We start from the raw sequence: 15,554 nt of genomic DNA, 5'->3' as shown, positions 1-15,554 counted from the left end.
TGACACTGCCCACTGAGTTTTCGCGCGCACCGGGGGTCGTACGGAGGACTCCCGGGGGTCGTACGGGCGCATCGGCCGATCGGCTGATGCGCCTTCGAGCGCGTCGGCCGATGTGCCGGGTCCCCGCCCGCCGGGACGCTGGTGCCATGCCCGTCATCGAAGTCACCGACCTGCGCAAGTCCTATGGAGGCCGCCCCGTCGTCGACGGCGTCTCCTTCGCCGTCGAGGAGGGGGAGATCTTCGGCGTCCTCGGCCCGAACGGCGCCGGCAAGACGACCACCGTCGAGTGTGTCGAGGGCCTGCGCGTCCCCGACGCGGGGCGGGTCCGGGTCACCGGCCTCGACCCCGTCGCCGACCACGAGCGGGTCGCGCGCGTCCTGGGCGCCCAGCTCCAGCAGAGCGAACTCCAGGCCAGACTGACCGTCCGCGAGGCCCTGGAGCTGTACGCCGCCTTCTACCCAAAGCCCGCCGACTGGCGCCCGCTCGCCGAGCGGCTCGGACTCGCACCGATGCTCGGCACCCGGTTCGGCAAGCTGTCCGGCGGACAGAAGCAGCGCCTGTTCATCGCCCTCGCGCTGGTCGGCGATCCGCGCGTCGTCGTCCTGGACGAGCTGACCACCGGCCTCGACCCGCGCGCCCGCCGGGAGACCTGGCAGCTCATCGAGGACATCCGCGCGGGCGGCGTGACCGTCCTCCTGGTCACCCACTTCATGGAGGAGGCCCAGCGCCTGTGCGACCGGATCGCGGTGATCGACCGGGGCCGCGTCGCCGCCCTGGACACCCCGGCCGGGCTGATCCGGCGCTCGGCGGGCGCCACCGTCATCAGCTTCACCCCGTCCGCGCCGCTGGACGACACGGACCTGCGCGCGCTGCCCGGCCTCGTCTCCGCCGACGTCTCCGCCGGGCGCGGGGACGGCCGCGTGACTCTCTCCGGCACCGACGAGACGGTCAACGCCGTCATCACCCTGCTCGCCCGCACCCGCGTCACCGCCCACCAGCTCCGGGTCACCGACACCACGCTGGACGACGCCTTCCTGGACCTCACGGAGGCCCCCGCATGACCACCGACGTCTTCGACACCGCCGTGCTGCGGACCGAGCTGCGCCTGTTCCGCCGCGAACCCGGCGCCCTGTTCTGGCTGCTGCTGTTCCCGACGCTGCTGCTGGTGGTCCTCGGCTCCGTCCCGTCCTTCCGCGAGGCCGACCCCTCCTTCGGCGGGCTTCGCCCGGTCGACGCCTACGTGCCGGTGGCCGTGCTGCTCGGCCTGACCGTCGGCGGCCTCCAGGGCATGCCGCAGGTCCTCACCGGCTACCGGGAGCGCGGCATCCTGCGCCGGATGTCCGCCACACCGGTGCGCCCGGCCGCGCTGCTGTCCGCGCAGATGGTGGTCACCGGCGGGGCCGCCCTGCTCTCGGCGCTGCTCGCGCTGGCGGTCGGCCGGCTCGGCTTCGGCGTCACGCTGCCCGAGCAGCCCCTCGGCTACCTCCTCGCGCTGCTCCTCGCCGTGCTCGCCGCGCTCTCGCTGGGCGCGCTGCTGTCCGCCCTGTCCCGCACCACGAAGATGGCCGGCGCGGTCGGCTCCGCCGCGCTCTTCCCGGCGATGTTCTGCGCGGGCGTGTGGCTGCCGGTGCAGGCCATGCCGGACCTGCTGGCCGAGATCGTGGGCTGGACCCCCTTCGGCGCCGCCGCGCAGGCACTCAACGAGGCCGCGGCCGGCGACTGGCCGGGCTGGTCCCACCTGGCGGTCCTGGTCGCCTGGACGGCGCTGCTCACCCGGTCGGCCGCGCGCCGGTTCCGCTGGGAGTAGGGAGTGACCACGAAGGCACCGCGCACCCGGCCGCTGGGCACGGGAGTGCCGATGGCCGAGACTGGCCCGATGACCGAAGCAGGGGCCGTGGAGTGCCGGGCGCGGACGGCCGCCCACCGGACGGGGACCGCCGCGCGCCGGGCGGGGAGCGCCGAGCACCCGGCGGGGACCGTCGAGCAGGGGACCGTCGAGCACCAGTGGACGGCGGTCCACCAGTGGGGGCCGTTCGGCCTGCTCGCGGTCGGCACGGCCGTCGCCGCGGCGGCCTCCGACCTGATCGGCACGACCACGGAGCAGTGGTATCTCGCGGGAGCCCTCGTCGCGGTCGCGGCCGCCCTGCAGCTGTGGTGGGCCAGGACGGCCCGCACCCGCCCCGGACCCACCCCGGCGAGCGCCTCCCTCTACTTCGCGCGCTGCGCCATCGCCTTCGTCCTGGCCTGGCTCAACCCGCTCTTCGGTTTCTACGCCTACTCCGGCTACTTCGGCGTCGACCGGCTGCTGCCGCCCCGGCTGCTCAAGCCCGGCCTGTTCCTGACCGCGGTGACCATCGCGGGCTCGCAGTCGGGCGGGCTGCCGCCGGACGACGCGGCGGGCTGGGTGCTGTTCGGCGCGATCCTCGCGGTCAACGTCGTACTCCTCGTGGTGTTCGCCCGCCTCGCCGAGACGGAGGCGGCCCGCAGCCGCGCCAGGGTCGAGACCATCGCCGAGCTGGAGCGCACCAACACCGCGCTGCAGCAGGCGCTCGACGAGAACGCCGCCCTGCACGCCCAGCTCCTCGTCCAGGCCCGGGAGGCGGGGGTCGCCGACGAGCGCGGGCGGCTCGCCGCCGAGATCCACGACACCCTCGCCCAGGGCCTGACCGGCATCATCGCGCAGCTCCAGGTCGTGACGGCCGCCGAGGACGCGGACCTCGAACGCGCCCATCTGGACCGGGCCCTCGCCCTGGCCCGGCACAGCCTCGGCGAGGCCCGCCGCTCCGTGCACAACCTCGCGCCGGCCGCGCTGGCCGAGGACGGGCTGCCGGACGCGCTGAGGAAGACGGTGAAGCGGTGGGGCGAGCGCACCGGCGTCGAGCCCCGGTTCACCGTCACCGGCACCGCCGAGCACCTCCACGACGAGGTCGCCGCCACGCTCCTGCGCATCGCCGAGGAGGCCCTGTCCAACACGGCCCGGCACGCCGCCGCCGGCCGGGTCGGCGTCACCCTCTCCTACATGGGCGACGAGGTCACCCTCGACATCCGCGACGACGGCCGGGGCTTCGACCCGCCGGCCGCACGGCGGCGCACCGGCACGGGCGGCTTCGGCCTCGCCGGCATGCGGGCGCGCGCCGAGCGCATCGCCGGTTCGCTCACCGTCGAGGCGGAACCGGGCCACGGCACAGCCGTCTCGGCTCGCGTACCGTTGGTCCGCCATGACCGATGACAGCGCGAGGGGCGACGACCCCGTGATCTCCCTCCTCGTCGTCGACGACCACCCCGTGGTCCGCGACGGCCTGCGCGGCATGTTCGAGGCCGCTCCCGGTTTCCGCGTCCTGGGCGAGGCGGCGGGCGGCACGGAGGCCCTGGCGCTGGCCGCCGCGCTCGACCCGGACGTGATCCTGATGGACCTGCGGATGCCGGGCGGTTCCGGGGTGGACGCCATCCGGGAGCTGACCCGGCGCGGCGCCCGCGCCCGGGTGCTCGTGCTCACCACGTACGACACCGACTCCGACACCCTGCCCGCGATCGAGGCCGGTGCGACCGGCTACCTCCTCAAGGACGCGCCCCGCGACGACCTGTTCACCGCGGTCCGCGCGGCGGCGCGGGGACGCACGGTCCTCTCCCCGGCGGTCGCCTCCCGCCTGGTCTCGGCGGTCCGCGCCCCGAAGACCCCCGGCGGCGAGCCCCTGTCCGCCCGCGAGCGCGAGGTGCTGGGCCTGGTGGCGCGCGGCACCTCCAACAAGGAGATCGCCCGGGAGCTGTTCATCAGCGAGGCGACCGTGAAGACCCACCTCACGCACCTGTACGCCAAGCTCGGCGTGAACGACCGCGCGGCGGCCGTCGCGGCGGCGTACGACCGCGGCATCCTCGGCTGACCGGCCGCCCCGAAGGCCCACGCAGCCCCGAAGGCCCCCGCCGCCCCGCAGTCCCGCCGCCCCCGCTCACCCCGCGCGCAGCAGCAGCACCGTCCGGGCCGGGACCCGGACCGCCGTTCCCGCCGGGTGCGCGGTGCCCGGCGCCCCGTCCTGCTCCTCCCGGCCGGTGTCGACGACCACCTCGTACCGCTCCGCCCACGGCGGTCCCGGCAGCACGACGTCGACCGGTGCGTCCCCGGCGTGCAGGACGGCCAGGAAGCTGTCGTCGGTGACCGGGTCGCCGTGCTCGTCGCGGCCCGGTATGTCGCGCCCCGACAGATACATGCCGAGGGTCGCGGCGGGGGCGTACCAGTCCCGTTCGGTCATCTCCGTGCCGCCCGCGGTGAACCAGGCCAGGTCGCGCAGGCCGTCCGCGGAGTGCGCCCGGCCGGAGAAGAAGGCCCGGCGGCGCAGGACGGGGTGGCGGTGGCGCAGCGCGATCAGCCGGGAGACCAGGTCGAACAGGGGCCGCCACTCGGGGTCGCCGAGGAGGCTCCAGTCCACCCAGCCGGTCTCGTTGTCCTGGCAGTAGGCGTTGTTGCTGCCGCCCTGCGTGCGGCCCATCTCGTCGCCCGCGACCAGCATCGGCACGCCGGTCGACAGCAGGAGCGTGGTCAGCAGGTTGCGCAGCTGGCGGCGGCGCAGGGCCCGGATGTCCGCGTCGTCGCTCTCGCCCTCGGCCCCGCAGTTCCAGGACCGGTTGTCGTCCGTGCCGTCCCGGTTGCCCTCGCCGTTCGCCTCGTTGTGCTTGCGCTCGTAGGACACCAGGTCCCGCAGCGTGAAACCGTCGTGCGCGGTGACGAAGTTGACCGAGGCGTACGGCCGCCGCCCGCCCCAGGCGTAGAGGTCGCTGGAGCCCGACAGGCGGTAGCCCATCTCGCGCACGTCCGGCAGCGCGTGCCGCCAGAAGTCCCGCACCGCGTCCCGGTAGCGGTCGTTCCACTCCGTCCACAGCGGCGGGAACGCGCCCACCTGGTAGCCGCCCGAGCCCACGTCCCACGGCTCGGCGATCAGCTTCACCCGGCGCAGCACCGGATCCTGCGCGATCACCGCGAGGAACGGGGAGAGCATGTCGACGTCGTGCATCGAGCGGGCCAGCGCCGCCGCCAGGTCGAATCGGAAGCCGTCGACGCCCATCTCCGTCACCCAGTACCGCAGCGAGTCGGTGATCAGACGCAGCACGTGCGGCTGCACGACGTGCAGGGTGTTGCCGCAGCCGGTGTAGTCGGCGTAGCGGCGGGCGTCCGGCTGGAGGCGGTAGTAGCCGTGGTTGTCGATGCCCTTCAGGGAGAGCATCGGGCCCAGCTCACCGGCCTCCGCCGTGTGGTTGTAGACCACGTCGAGGATGACCTCGATGCCCGCCGCGTGCAGCGCCCGCACCATCCGCTTGAACTCGCCGACCTGCTCGCCGGTGGTGCCGGACGCGGCGTAGGCGGCGTGCGGGGCGAAGTAGCCGATCGAGTTGTAGCCCCAGTAGTTGCGCAGGCCGCGGTCGAGCAGGTGGCCCTCGTGCGCGAACTGGTGCACCGGCAGCAGTTCCACCGCCGTCACGCCGAGGCGGGTCAGGTGCTCGACGGCCGCCGGGTGCGCGAGTCCCGCGTACGTGCCGCGCAGCTCGGGCGGGATGCCGGGGTGCAGCTTGGTGAAACCGCGCACGTGGAGTTCGTAGATGACGGAGTCCGCCCACGGCGTCTTGGGCCTGCGGTCGTCCGACCAGTCGTCGTCGTCATGGACCACGACGCCCTTGGGGACGTACGGCGCCGAGTCCCGGTCGTCGCGCACGGTGTCCGCCACCCGCTGGTCCGGCCAGTCGCGGACGTGCCCGTACACCTCGGGCGGCAGCCCGAAGCCGCCGTCCACGGCGCGGGCGTACGGGTCGAGCAGCAGCTTCGCCGGGTTCCAGCGGGCGCCGGTCCACGGGTCCCAGCGGCCGTGCACCCGATAGCCGTAGCGCTGCCCGGGGAGCACGCCCGGCACGAAGGCGTGCCAGATCCCGTGGGTCTGCTCGGCCAGCCGCACCCGGCTCTCCCGGCCGCCCGCGCCCGGCGCGTCGAACAGGCACAGCTCCACCGACTCCGCCCCGCCCGCCCACAGCGCGAAGTTGGTCCCCGCCACCTGGTCGGGGCCGGTCCGGAACCGGGCGCCCAGCGGCACCGGGGTGCCCGGCCGGGCGGGGACGACGGCTGGTCGCGCGGAGTGCCGTACGCCGTTGACCAGGGCGGCGTCGATCACGGTGCCGTTCTCCACGGTGCCGTCCATCACGGCGGCGTCTCTCACGGTGCCGTCGATCAGGCCGCTGTCGACCACGGCGCTGTCGACCACGGTGCCGTCCACCGTGGCGGCGGTCGTCCCGTCCGCGGCGTCCCGCTTCCCGGCCACCGCCTCCTGCTCGGCTGCGCTGGACACCTGTCAGCCTCCCACGGCTCGTGGAACGACGTCCGGCGGAGGGCGTGCGGCGTCCCGGCCGCCGCTCCCCGTCGCACCGCTCTCCCCACAGTTCTGCCCACCGGGTGGCTCGCACTCACGTTTCCCCGGGGCCGGCCGGTCGTTACGGGTGGATGTGAGGCACGTACACGGGCGCGCACGGCGCGCGGGCGCCGCTCTGGCCGCCGTACTGACATGGGCAGGACTGCTGGCCGGGGCCACCGGATGCACCTCGGACGGGGGTGGGATCGGTTCCGGCATCGGCTCGGGCATCGGCGAGATGTTCGGCAAGGCCCCGGCCGCGGAAGACGTCATCCGGATCGCCCCGGGCGACGGTGACAAGGCCGTACCGCCGGACGAGAAGCTGTCGGTGCGGGTGCCCGACGGCCGGCTGGAGTCGGTGAAGGTCCTCCGGTCGCAGGACGCGCGGGAGACCGAGGTGCCGGGCCGGATCTCCGGCGACGGCCGCAGCTGGCGGCCCGAGGCGAACCGGCTCGCCCCGGCCGCCAAGTACACGGTCGACGCCGTCGCCGTGGACGGCGGCGGACACCGCTCGGCCCGGCACACCACGTTCACCACCAAGGTCCCCGAGGAACGCTTCATCGCCTACGTCGCCCCCGAGAACCGCTCGGTCGTCGGCACCGGAATGATCGTTTCGCTGGAGTTCAACCGCGAGATCACCGACCGCGCCGCCGTCGAGCGCGCCGTCTCGGTCACCGCGGAGCCCGCCGCCGAGATCCGCCCCCACTGGTTCGGCAAGGACCGCCTCGACTTCCGGCCCCAGGAGTACTGGAAACCCGGGACCGAGGTCACCGTCGACCTGGACCTGCGCGACGTCGAGGGCGCCGAGGGGGCCTACGGGCTCCAGGACAAGACGGTCTCCTTCACCGTGGGGCGCGACCAGGTCTCCCGCGTCGACGCGCTGCGCCGGACCATGGAGGTGCGCCGCGACGGCACCCTGCTGGCCACCGTGCCGATCACCGCGGGGGCGCCGACCACGCCCACGTACAACGGCAAAATGGTGATCACCGAGCTGCTCGACGTCACCCGGATGAACAGCCGCACGGTCGGTTTCGGCGGCGAGTACGACATCCCCGACGTCCCGCACGCCATCCGCCTGACCAGCTCCGGAACCTTCCTGCACGGCAACTACTGGGCGCCCGCGGACACCTTCGGCCGGGCCAACGTGAGCCACGGCTGCGTCGGGCTGCGCGACGTCAAGGGCGGCGGCGCCGAGACGCCGGCGGGCTGGTTCTTCGACCGCAGCCTCGTGGGCGACGTCGTCGAGGTGGTCCACAGCAAGGACAAGACGGTCGCGCCCGACAACGGGCTCAGCGGCTGGAACATGAAGTGGAAGGAGTGGACGGCGGGCAGCGCGGTGAAGTGATTCCGGCGCCCACCCCTCGCCCGGCCGCCCAACTCGGTACGGAACGGTGACATTTCACCAGTGCCCTGAGCCGCTGGCCTGCGGTTACGATCTGCCGGTGCGCGTCGGCGCACCGGGGTGTGCGGGCCGGACCGGCCCGGCGAGGGGAGATCAAGGTGAACGTGCGTCCGATATCGGGGGCGGTACTCGGGGTGCTGTTGCTGGCCGTCACCGCGTGCGGCGGAGGCGGTTCGGGCTCGGGAGCCGCGGACGGCAAGGGGAACGGCGAGGACTCCACGGCGGCACAGAGCAAGCAGTCCGAGGCCGTCGTCACGGTCGCACCGGAGAACGGGGCCAAGTCCGTCGAGACCGCCGGCGCCCTCAAGGTCGGTGCCGAGAAGGGCAGACTGACCGAGGTCGTCGTCAAGGACGCCAAGGGCACCGAACTCGACGGCGAGATATCCAAGGACGGCGCCACCTGGACGCCGTCCACCCACCTGGCCGCCTCCACCACGTACAGCGTGCACGCGGTCGCCAAGGACTCCGAGGGCCGCTCGGCCGCCGAGGACTCCCGCTTCACCACCCTGACGCCGAAGAACACCTTCATCGGCACCTTCACGCCGGAGGACGGCTCGAAGGTCGGCGTCGGCATGCCGTTCTCGATCCGCTTCAACCGGGGCATCACCAACCCCGAGGACGTCGAGAAGGCCATCCGCGTCAAGACCGAACCGGCCGTCGAGGTCGAGAGCCACTGGTTCGGCAACGACCGGATCGACTTCCGTCCCGAGAAGTACTGGAAGCCCGGCACCGAGGTCACCGTCGACCTCAACCTCGACGGGGTCGAGGGCCGCGAGGACGTCTACGGCGAGCAGGCCAAGTCCGTCTCCTTCACCGTCGGCCGCAGCCAGGTCTCCGTCGTGGACGCCAAGAAGCACACGATGAAGGTCGTGCGGGACGGCAAGACCGTCAAGACGATCCCCGTCACCACCGGATCGCCCGGCTACGAGACCTGGAACGGCCAGATGGTCATCACCGAGCGGCTGCCCGTGACCCGCATGAACGGCGAGACCGTCGGCTACGGCGGCGAGTACGACATCAAGGACGTCCCGCACGCCATGCGCCTGTCCACCTCCGGCACCTTCATCCACGGCAACTACTGGGGCGGCGACGCCTTCGGCAACCGAAACTCCAGCCACGGCTGCATAGGGCTGCGCGACGTGCGCGGCGGCGGGGACGGCAAGACACCGGCCGCCTGGTTCTTCGACAACTCCCTCATCGGCGACGTGGTCGTCGTGAAGAACTCCGAGGACGACACCATCGCCCCGGACAACGGCCTCAACGGCTGGAACATGTCCTGGGAGAAGTGGAAGGCCTGAGCCTTCGGGGGAGTGGACCGCACGGCCCCGGTGCCGCACCTCGTCGTGAGGTACGGCACCGGGGCCGTCGCCGTTAGTAGTCGTTAACCTGCTGGGTATGACCGCAACCCTCGAAGCAGCGGACGGCGTCGGCACTCTGCGCCTGGACCGCCCGCCCATGAACGCACTGGACGTCGCCACCCAGGACCGGTTGAAGGAGCTGGCCGAAGAGGCCACCCGGCGCGAGGACGTGCGCGCCGTGGTCCTCTACGGCGGGGAGAAGGTGTTCGCGGCCGGCGCGGACATCAAGGAGATGCAGGTGATGGACCACGCCGCGATGATCCTGCGGGCCCGCGCCCTTCAGGACGCCTTCACGGCCGTGGCCCGCATCCCCAAGCCGGTGGTCGCCGCGGTGACCGGCTACGCGCTGGGCGGCGGCTGCGAACTCGCCCTCTGCGCCGACTTCCGCATCGCCGGGGAGAACGCCAAGCTGGGCCAGCCCGAGATCCTGCTCGGCCTGATCCCGGGCGCGGGCGGCACCCAGCGGCTCTCCCGGTTGGTCGGCCCCTCCAGGGCCAAGGACCTGATCTTCACCGGCCGCCAGGTCAGGGCCGAGGAGGCGCTGGCCCTCGGCCTGGTGGACCGCGTCGTACCGGCCGCCGAGGTCTACGAGCAGGCGCACGCGTGGGCCGCGCGGCTCGCCAAGGGGCCCGCGACCGCGCTGCGCGCGGCGAAGGAGGCGATCGACACGGGACTGGAGACCGACATCGAGACCGGACTCGCCGTCGAGCGGAACTGGTTCGCCGGCCTGTTCGCGACCGAGGACCGCGAACGCGGGATGCGCAGCTTCGTCGAAGAGGGCCCGGGCAAGGCCGAGTTCCTCTGAGCGGACCACCGGACGTCCACCGGGAGACGTACAACTTTCACCCGAACTCCCGGCGCGTCACTTGCAATTGACGCGATGTCTCATCCGGGTCCCTCGATGGGGCGGTTTATGGCAGCCTTAACGCACCATTAAGCCTGTCTTGTCGAGGGAGTCCGTAGCTTGTCTCCGGCAGAGCCGTCCACCCAGGTCAACGGGGCTGTTCCCGGCGCCAACCTGCCTCTGGCATATGCCGATCGACCGTCGGGGGGCCGGGTCTTCGCAGGCGCGTATTCCCCGGGAACGGCCCCGGAGCCCGGCGGGGGCGGCCATGATGGGGGCATGGCGGGGCTGGAGGGTACGGGGCAGCCGCGGGGAGCCGGACGTCCGACGGCGGCGCGCTGGTCGCCGGCGGTCGAGGACGAACGCGCACTCAAGGCGCTGGAACTGTTCGGCAATCCGACGGAGCGCGAGGTTCCGTTACCGTCCCGCCCCGAGTCCGCCGCCACCGCCCGCCGGCTCGCCCAGGTCGTCGCCCTGCGCCAGTGGAACCTCGGCCCCAAGGTCACGGAGGACGCCGTCCTGCTCGTCTCCGAGCTGGTCGGCAACGCCGTACGGCACACCGGCGCCCGGGTCTTCGGCCTCCACATGCGCCGCCGCCCCGGCTGGATCCGCATCGAGGTCCGCGACCCCTCCAGGGGGCTGCCCTGCCTGATGCCGGTGCAGGAGACGGACATCAGCGGGCGCGGGCTCTTCCTCGTCGACAAGCTGTCCGACCGGTGGGGCGTCGACCTGCTGCCGCGCGGCAAGACCACCTGGTTCGAGATGCGGGTCAGCGACCGGTGAGGGTCCATCTCCCGTGTGCGGCAACCCGGTTCGCCCAACACGCCACCTACGGGTGAGAATCCGGAGCGCGCCGCTGTGCAGCCGGGATCGTAGGCGCATGATCTTCACACGCCTGCGCCGCCGGACCGCCGCCGCCGTCCTGTCGCTCTCCGCCGTCCTCGCCACCTCGGCCGCCACCGTCCCCGGCTCGGCCGCCGCCACGACCCCGGCGGCGGCCCCCGCCAAGGCCGCGCCCGCCTGTCCCCAGTTCGACGACAAGGCCAAGGCCGCCGCCGACCGCGGCGTCGACCTCGACCGCATCACCCCCGAGCCCGTCTGGCGCACCACCTGCGGCACCCTCTACCGCAGCGACAGCCGGGGACCGCAGACGGTCTTCGAGGAGGGCTTCCACGCCAAGGACGTCTACAACGGCCAGTACGACGTCGAGAAGTACGTCCTGGTCAACCAGCCCTCGCCGTACGTCTCGACGAGCTACGACCACGACCTCTACAAGACCTGGTACAAGTCCGGCTACAACTACTACATCGACGCCCCCGGCGGCGTCGACGTCAACAAGACGATCGGCGACACCCACAAGTGGGCCGACCAGGTCGAGGTCGCCTTCCCCGGAGGCATCCAGCGGCAGTACATCATCGGCGTCTGCCCGGTCGACCGGCAGACCAAGACCGAGATCATGAGCGACTGCGAGAGCAACCCGCACTACAAGCCCTGGCACTGACCGCCGAGGAGCAGCTCAGGGGGGTGGTCGCCGCACCGGGCGGTCGGACGGGCGGTTAATCTGACCTGCGTCAGATGGACCATGCACGACACGAGGGGCGGACCGGTGGCGGACATCGAGGAAGCACGCAAGCAGTTCGAGCGGATCGACACGGACGGCGACGGCCTCATCACCGCGGCCGAGTTCAAGACCGCGCTCGCCCAGGGCGGCGACTGGAACGTCACCGAGTCGGTGGCCGAGGCGGTCATCGCCGGCCGCGACCTCAACGGCGACAAGCAGCTGTCGTTCGACGAGTTCTGGGCCCACCTGAACAAGTGACGGCACCCCGGGGGGCGCCCGGCCGGATCACCCGGACGGGCGCCCCTTCGGCGGAATAGCGTGACTTGTCCGGAGGTTGCAGCTGGTCACCGGCGCGAGCCGACGGCTCCGCACGACACGACCTCCGGAAGGCCAGGCGAGTCACCATCATGAAGATCGGCATCATCGGCGCGGGAAACATCGGCGGCAACCTCACCCGGCGGCTCACCGCCCTCGGGCACGACGTCTCCGTGGCCAACTCGCGGGGGCCGCAGACGCTCACCGCGCTGGCCGAGGAGACCGGCGCCACCCCGGTACCGGTGGAGGAGGCGGCGCGCGGCGCCGAGATCGTGGTCGTCACCGTCCCGCTGAAGCGCGTCCCGGACCTGCCGTCCGGAGTCCTCGACGGAGCGGCGGACGGCTTCGCCGTGATCGACACCGGCAACTACTACCCCCAGCGGGACGGCAGGATCGCGGGCATCGAGGACGAGGGCCGCACCGAGAGCCGCTGGACCGAGGGCCACCTCGGCCACCCGGTGGTCAAGGCCTTCAACGGCACCTACGCCCAGGACATCCTGGACCGCCACCGCCCGGCCGGGGCCCCCGGCCGCCAGGCGCTCCCGGTGGCCGGCGACGACGCAGCCGCCAAGGCGAAGGTCCGCGCGCTCCTCGACGAGCTGGGCTTCGACACCGTCGACTCCGGAGGCATCGACGACTCCTGGCGCCAGCAGCCCGGCACCCCGGTCTACGGCCTGCGCGCCGGTGTGGAGGGCGTCACCGAGGCCCTGGCGAAGGCCTCGCCGGAGCGGCCCGCGGACCTCCGGGGCTGACTCCGGACAGGGCCCCGCTCAGGGCTGCGCCCACTCCTTGAGCGCGGCCTTGCTGGAGAAGTCCGCCGCATTCGTGTCGACCGGGTCGTCGGTGTACTGGTGGAAGCGCCAGTCGGCCTGGATGCGGGGCTTGCCGGCCGACACGTAGTCGGCGATCCAGAGGCCGTCGCCCGCGTACGAGGTGCGGTCGACGTTGAGCCAAAAGTTCCGGTTGCAATAGAGCAGGACCCTGTTGTCCGGCCGCAGGGCCTTCACCTTCTTGATGAAGCTGTCCTTCTCCGCGTTGCTCGCGTGGGTGCCCTCGCTGTTCGACTCCCAGTCGACGGCGAGGATGTCACCCTTCTTCTCCGGTGCCTTGGAGACGAAGTACTCGGCCTGGGCGGTCAGGTTGCCCGGCCACAGGAAGTGGTAGAAGCCGACGACGAGTCCGGCGTCGCGGCCCCGCTTCGTCTGGGCCGCGAGCTTGGGGTTGATGTACGAACGGCCCTCCGTCGCCTTGATGAAGGCGAAGGAGAGACCGTCCGTGTCGTAGCTGGAGGACTGGTACGCGCTCACGTCGATGCCGCGCAGCATGCGAACTCCCTCGGATGCCGATGGGTCTGAAGCGCCCTGGGGGCGGAGGTTGTTGTTATGCCCGGGATCGGCTCGCGTACGCCGGGCGCGCGGACGCTCGGCCTCCGGTGGTGGTGAACGCCGGTCGGATCAGGGGCCGGAGGTGGTGACCGGGGCCGCCGGGGTGTGGGCGTCGGCGGCCGGGATCTCGCCCCCGTCCAGGGAGACGTCCTTGGTCTCCTTGCCGAGGAGCAGCGCGATCAGCGTCAGGACCGCCATCGCGGACAGGTAGACGCCGACCAGCCACGGCGAGCCGTTCCCGGTCTCCCACAGGGCCACCGCGATGAAGGGGGCGACGGCTGCGCCGAGGATCGAACTGACGTTGTACGAGATGCCGGACCCGGTGTAGCGCACGCTCGTCGGGAACAGCTCCGGCAGCAGCGCGCCCATCGGGCCGAAGGTCATGCCCATCAGGGTGAAGCCGAGCACCAGCCAGAGCACCACGCCGAGGGTGCCGAGGCCGATCAGCGGCACCCAGACCAGGCCGAAGACCACGATGGCGGCGGTGATCCAGATCAGGGTGGTGCGGCGGCCGTACTTGTCGGCGAGCGGTCCCGAGACCAGGGTGAACACGGCGAAGAACAGCACGCCGAAGATCATCATCAGGACGAACGTGGTGTAGCTGTAGCCGAGCCCCGGCACGTCGGCGTCCTTCGCGGCGCGGCCGTAGCTCAGCGAGAACGTGGTCATCAGGTAGAAGAGCACGTACGTCGCCAGCATGATGAACGTGCCCAGGACCAGCTGCCTCCAGTGGCCCTGGACGACCGTGGCCAGCGGCAGCTTGCGCACCTGGCCGCTCTGCCGGGTCCTGGCGAACACCGCCGACTCGACGAGCCGCGAGCGCACCCACAGGCCGATCGCGACCATCACGGCGGAGAACAGGAACGGGATGCGCCAGCCCCAGTCGGTGAAGGCTTCCGACGGCTGCGTGGGGTCGGCACCGGCCGCGGACGGCAGCAGCGCCCCGATGATCAGGAAGAGGCCGTTGCCGATGATGAAGCCGAGCGGGGCGCCCAGCTGCGGAAAGGTGCCGTACAGGGCGCGCTTGCCGCTCGGCGCGTTCTCGGTGGCGACCAGGGCCGCGCCGCTCCACTCGCCGCCGAGCGCGAACCCCTGGGCGAGCCGCATCAGCACCAGCAGTGCCGTGGCGGCCCAGCCGGCCTGCGCGTAGGTCGGCAGGACGCCGATGAGGAAGGTCGCGATGCCCATGGTCAGCAGCGAGACCACCAGCGTCTTCTTGCGGCCGAGCCGGTCACCGAGGTGTCCGAAGAAGACGGCGCCGATCGGACGCGCGACCATCGCCGCGCCGAAGACCGCGAAGGACGACAGCAGGGCCGTGGTCGGGTCGCTGTCCGGGAAGAAGAGCTTGGGGAAGACCAGTACGGCGGCGGTCGCGTAGATGTAGAAGTCGTAGAACTCGATCGTCGTGCCGATGAGGCTGGCGATGAGCACCCGCGACCGGGGGTTGACGGGCGTAGGGGCTGCTGGGCCGGAGACTGGTGCGGACATGACTCGGTCTTTCACGCGCGAAACATGGGGATCGCAACGATCTCAGGCGTCTTGGTTTTCGGAAAGCGCGTGTCACGATGTGAGACATCGTTTGCCGGGGTGCCGAGGTTCACTCGACGCACGGCTCCAGGCCCGCGTCGCGGGCCAGGAGGGCCGCTTGGACCCGGTTGTCGCAGTCGAGCTTGGTCAGGACGCGGCTGACATAGGTCTTCACCGTCGCCTCGCTCATGTGCAGGCGGGTGCCGGCGTCCGCGTTGGACAGTCCTTCGCCGAGCAGGGCCAGCACGTCGCGTTCGCGACCGGTCAGCCCGGCCAGGCGGCGGCGCGCCTCCTCGCCGCGCACGGTGGCGGCGGGGGAGGCGAGGGTGTCCACCACGTGGCGGGTGGCGGCCGGGGACAGGTAGGCGTTGCCGGCCGCCGCCGCGCGGACCGCGTGGATCAGCTCCTGCGGGGCGCTGTCCTTCAGCAGGAAGCCGGCGCTGCCGTGGCCGAGTGCCCGCAGGACGTTGTCGCGTTCCCCGAACGTCGTCAGGATCAGCACCCGTACCCCCGGCGCGGCACGGCCCAGTTCGGCCAGCGCGGTCAGACCGTCCATCACGGGCATCTGGATGTCCAGCAGGGCCACGTCGACCGCGGTGCTCCGGGCGGTGTCCACCGCCTCCCGGCCGTCCCGTGCCTCGGCGACGACCTCGATGTCCTCCGCGGAGGTGAGGATCATTCTGATGCCTGCTCTGATGAGCGGCTCGTCGTCGGCGATGAGAACCCGGATCATACGGTCTCCTGCGCGGGAACGGGTGTGACAGGCGGACAACAGG

15 protein-coding genes are annotated in these 15,554 nt (G+C 72.2%); 11 read left to right on the top strand and 4 right to left on the bottom strand.

What is annotated here, in order from left to right; genetic code table 11:
* Window positions 1-146: 146 nt before the first annotated feature.
* The 4 genes from IG94_RS0111800 (at window position 147) to IG94_RS0111785 (ending at window position 3,881) form a co-directional block, all read left to right on the top strand.
* On the top strand, window positions 147-1,061 hold the full coding sequence (locus tag IG94_RS0111800) for an ABC transporter ATP-binding protein (protein WP_031034377.1): 915 nt from the start codon (window positions 147-149) through the stop codon (window positions 1,059-1,061).
* Complete coding sequence (locus tag IG94_RS0111795; RefSeq protein WP_031034375.1) at window positions 1,058-1,807, top strand: ABC transporter permease; 750 nt, start codon at window positions 1,058-1,060, stop codon at window positions 1,805-1,807. Before IG94_RS0111800 ends, IG94_RS0111795 begins: the two co-directional genes overlap by 4 nt.
* Window positions 1,808-1,876: 69 nt before the next feature.
* Window positions 1,877-3,229, top strand: a complete 1,353-nt coding sequence (locus tag IG94_RS0111790) for a sensor histidine kinase (RefSeq protein WP_078892270.1) — start codon at window positions 1,877-1,879, stop codon at window positions 3,227-3,229.
* On the top strand, window positions 3,219-3,881 hold the full coding sequence (locus tag IG94_RS0111785) for a response regulator (RefSeq protein WP_031034373.1): 663 nt from the start codon (window positions 3,219-3,221) through the stop codon (window positions 3,879-3,881). Before IG94_RS0111790 ends, IG94_RS0111785 begins: the two co-directional genes overlap by 11 nt.
* A 66-nt stretch (window positions 3,882-3,947) precedes the next feature.
* Here IG94_RS0111785 and glgX read toward each other — a convergent pair whose 3' ends face one another.
* Window positions 3,948-6,179 carry a glycogen debranching protein GlgX gene (glgX, locus tag IG94_RS0111780; RefSeq protein ID WP_031034370.1) on the bottom strand — a complete coding sequence of 744 codons (2,232 nt, stop codon included), beginning with the start codon at window positions 6,177-6,179 and terminating at the stop codon, window positions 3,948-3,950.
* Window positions 6,180-6,480: 301 nt separating this feature from the next.
* Here glgX and IG94_RS0111775 point away from each other — a divergent pair, with 301 nt between their 5' ends.
* The 7 genes from IG94_RS0111775 (at window position 6,481) to IG94_RS0111745 (ending at window position 12,618) form a co-directional block, all read left to right on the top strand.
* Window positions 6,481-7,731: a L,D-transpeptidase gene (locus IG94_RS0111775; RefSeq protein WP_031034368.1), complete on the top strand. Its 1,251-nt coding sequence runs from the start codon at window positions 6,481-6,483 to the stop codon at window positions 7,729-7,731.
* Between the two features lie 155 nt (window positions 7,732-7,886).
* Entirely contained in the window at window positions 7,887-9,086 is a 1,200-nt protein-coding gene (locus tag IG94_RS0111770) for a L,D-transpeptidase (protein WP_031034366.1), read from the top strand.
* Between the two features lie 97 nt (window positions 9,087-9,183).
* Entirely contained in the window at window positions 9,184-9,951 is a 768-nt protein-coding gene (locus IG94_RS0111765) for an enoyl-CoA hydratase/isomerase family protein (RefSeq protein WP_031034364.1), read from the top strand.
* A 318-nt stretch (window positions 9,952-10,269) separates the two neighbouring features.
* Window positions 10,270-10,773, top strand: coding sequence for an ATP-binding protein (locus IG94_RS0111760; RefSeq protein ID WP_031034362.1), 504 nt, complete (start codon window positions 10,270-10,272; stop codon window positions 10,771-10,773).
* A 97-nt stretch (window positions 10,774-10,870) separates the two neighbouring features.
* Window positions 10,871-11,491 (top strand): ADP-ribosyltransferase, encoded by a 621-nt coding sequence (locus IG94_RS0111755; protein WP_031034360.1) that lies wholly within the window; start codon window positions 10,871-10,873, stop codon window positions 11,489-11,491.
* A gap of 105 nt (window positions 11,492-11,596) precedes the next feature.
* A complete protein-coding gene (locus IG94_RS0111750) occupies window positions 11,597-11,809 on the top strand; it encodes an EF-hand domain-containing protein (protein WP_031034358.1) in 213 nt (70 codons plus the stop codon).
* A gap of 65 nt (window positions 11,810-11,874) precedes the next feature.
* The gene (locus IG94_RS0111745; RefSeq protein ID WP_224326658.1) at window positions 11,875-12,618 is read left to right on the top strand and encodes an NADPH-dependent F420 reductase; all 744 of its coding nucleotides are present in this window, start codon (window positions 11,875-11,877) and stop codon (window positions 12,616-12,618) included.
* Window positions 12,619-12,636: 18 nt separating this feature from the next.
* On the opposite strand, the gene IG94_RS0111740 is transcribed toward IG94_RS0111745, so the two are convergent.
* From IG94_RS0111740 to IG94_RS0111730, 3 genes are all read right to left on the bottom strand, one after another.
* Window positions 12,637-13,191, bottom strand: a complete 555-nt coding sequence (locus tag IG94_RS0111740) for a glycoside hydrolase family 25 protein (protein ID WP_031034355.1) — start codon at window positions 13,189-13,191, stop codon at window positions 12,637-12,639.
* 129 nt (window positions 13,192-13,320) lie between these two features.
* Complete coding sequence (locus IG94_RS0111735) at window positions 13,321-14,739, bottom strand: MFS transporter (protein ID WP_031034351.1); 1,419 nt, start codon at window positions 14,737-14,739, stop codon at window positions 13,321-13,323.
* A gap of 109 nt (window positions 14,740-14,848) precedes the next feature.
* Window positions 14,849-15,511, bottom strand: a complete 663-nt coding sequence (locus IG94_RS0111730; RefSeq protein WP_031034350.1) for a response regulator transcription factor — start codon at window positions 15,509-15,511, stop codon at window positions 14,849-14,851.
* Between the last annotated feature and the right edge of the window lie 43 nt (window positions 15,512-15,554).

The organism is Streptomyces olivaceus, assembly GCF_000721235.1.
GTDB lineage: Bacteria > Actinomycetota > Actinomycetes > Streptomycetales > Streptomycetaceae > Streptomyces > Streptomyces olivaceus.
Note: the sequence above shows the minus strand (reverse complement) of the source record. Positions and strands in the feature narration are given on the sequence as shown.

Excerpts from the sequence above, each read along its gene's own strand:
- IG94_RS0111800 (WP_031034377.1), top strand. The coding sequence starts at position 147 with ATGCCCGTCATCGAAGTCACCGACCTGCGCAAGTCCTATGGAGGCCGC.
- IG94_RS0111795 (WP_031034375.1), top strand. The coding sequence starts at position 1,058 with ATGACCACCGACGTCTTCGACACCGCCGTGCTGCGGACCGAGCTGCGC.
- IG94_RS0111790 (WP_078892270.1), top strand. The coding sequence starts at position 1,877 with ATGACCGAAGCAGGGGCCGTGGAGTGCCGGGCGCGGACGGCCGCCCAC.
- IG94_RS0111785 (WP_031034373.1), top strand. The coding sequence starts at position 3,219 with ATGACCGATGACAGCGCGAGGGGCGACGACCCCGTGATCTCCCTCCTC.
- glgX (WP_031034370.1), bottom strand. The coding sequence starts at position 6,179 with ATGGACGGCACCGTGGAGAACGGCACCGTGATCGACGCCGCCCTGGTC.
- IG94_RS0111765 (WP_031034364.1), top strand. The coding sequence starts at position 9,184 with ATGACCGCAACCCTCGAAGCAGCGGACGGCGTCGGCACTCTGCGCCTG.
- IG94_RS0111760 (WP_031034362.1), top strand. The coding sequence starts at position 10,270 with ATGGCGGGGCTGGAGGGTACGGGGCAGCCGCGGGGAGCCGGACGTCCG.
- IG94_RS0111755 (WP_031034360.1), top strand. The coding sequence starts at position 10,871 with ATGATCTTCACACGCCTGCGCCGCCGGACCGCCGCCGCCGTCCTGTCG.
- IG94_RS0111740 (WP_031034355.1), bottom strand. The coding sequence starts at position 13,191 with ATGCTGCGCGGCATCGACGTGAGCGCGTACCAGTCCTCCAGCTACGAC.
- IG94_RS0111735 (WP_031034351.1), bottom strand. The coding sequence starts at position 14,739 with ATGTCCGCACCAGTCTCCGGCCCAGCAGCCCCTACGCCCGTCAACCCC.
- IG94_RS0111730 (WP_031034350.1), bottom strand. The coding sequence starts at position 15,511 with ATGATCCGGGTTCTCATCGCCGACGACGAGCCGCTCATCAGAGCAGGC.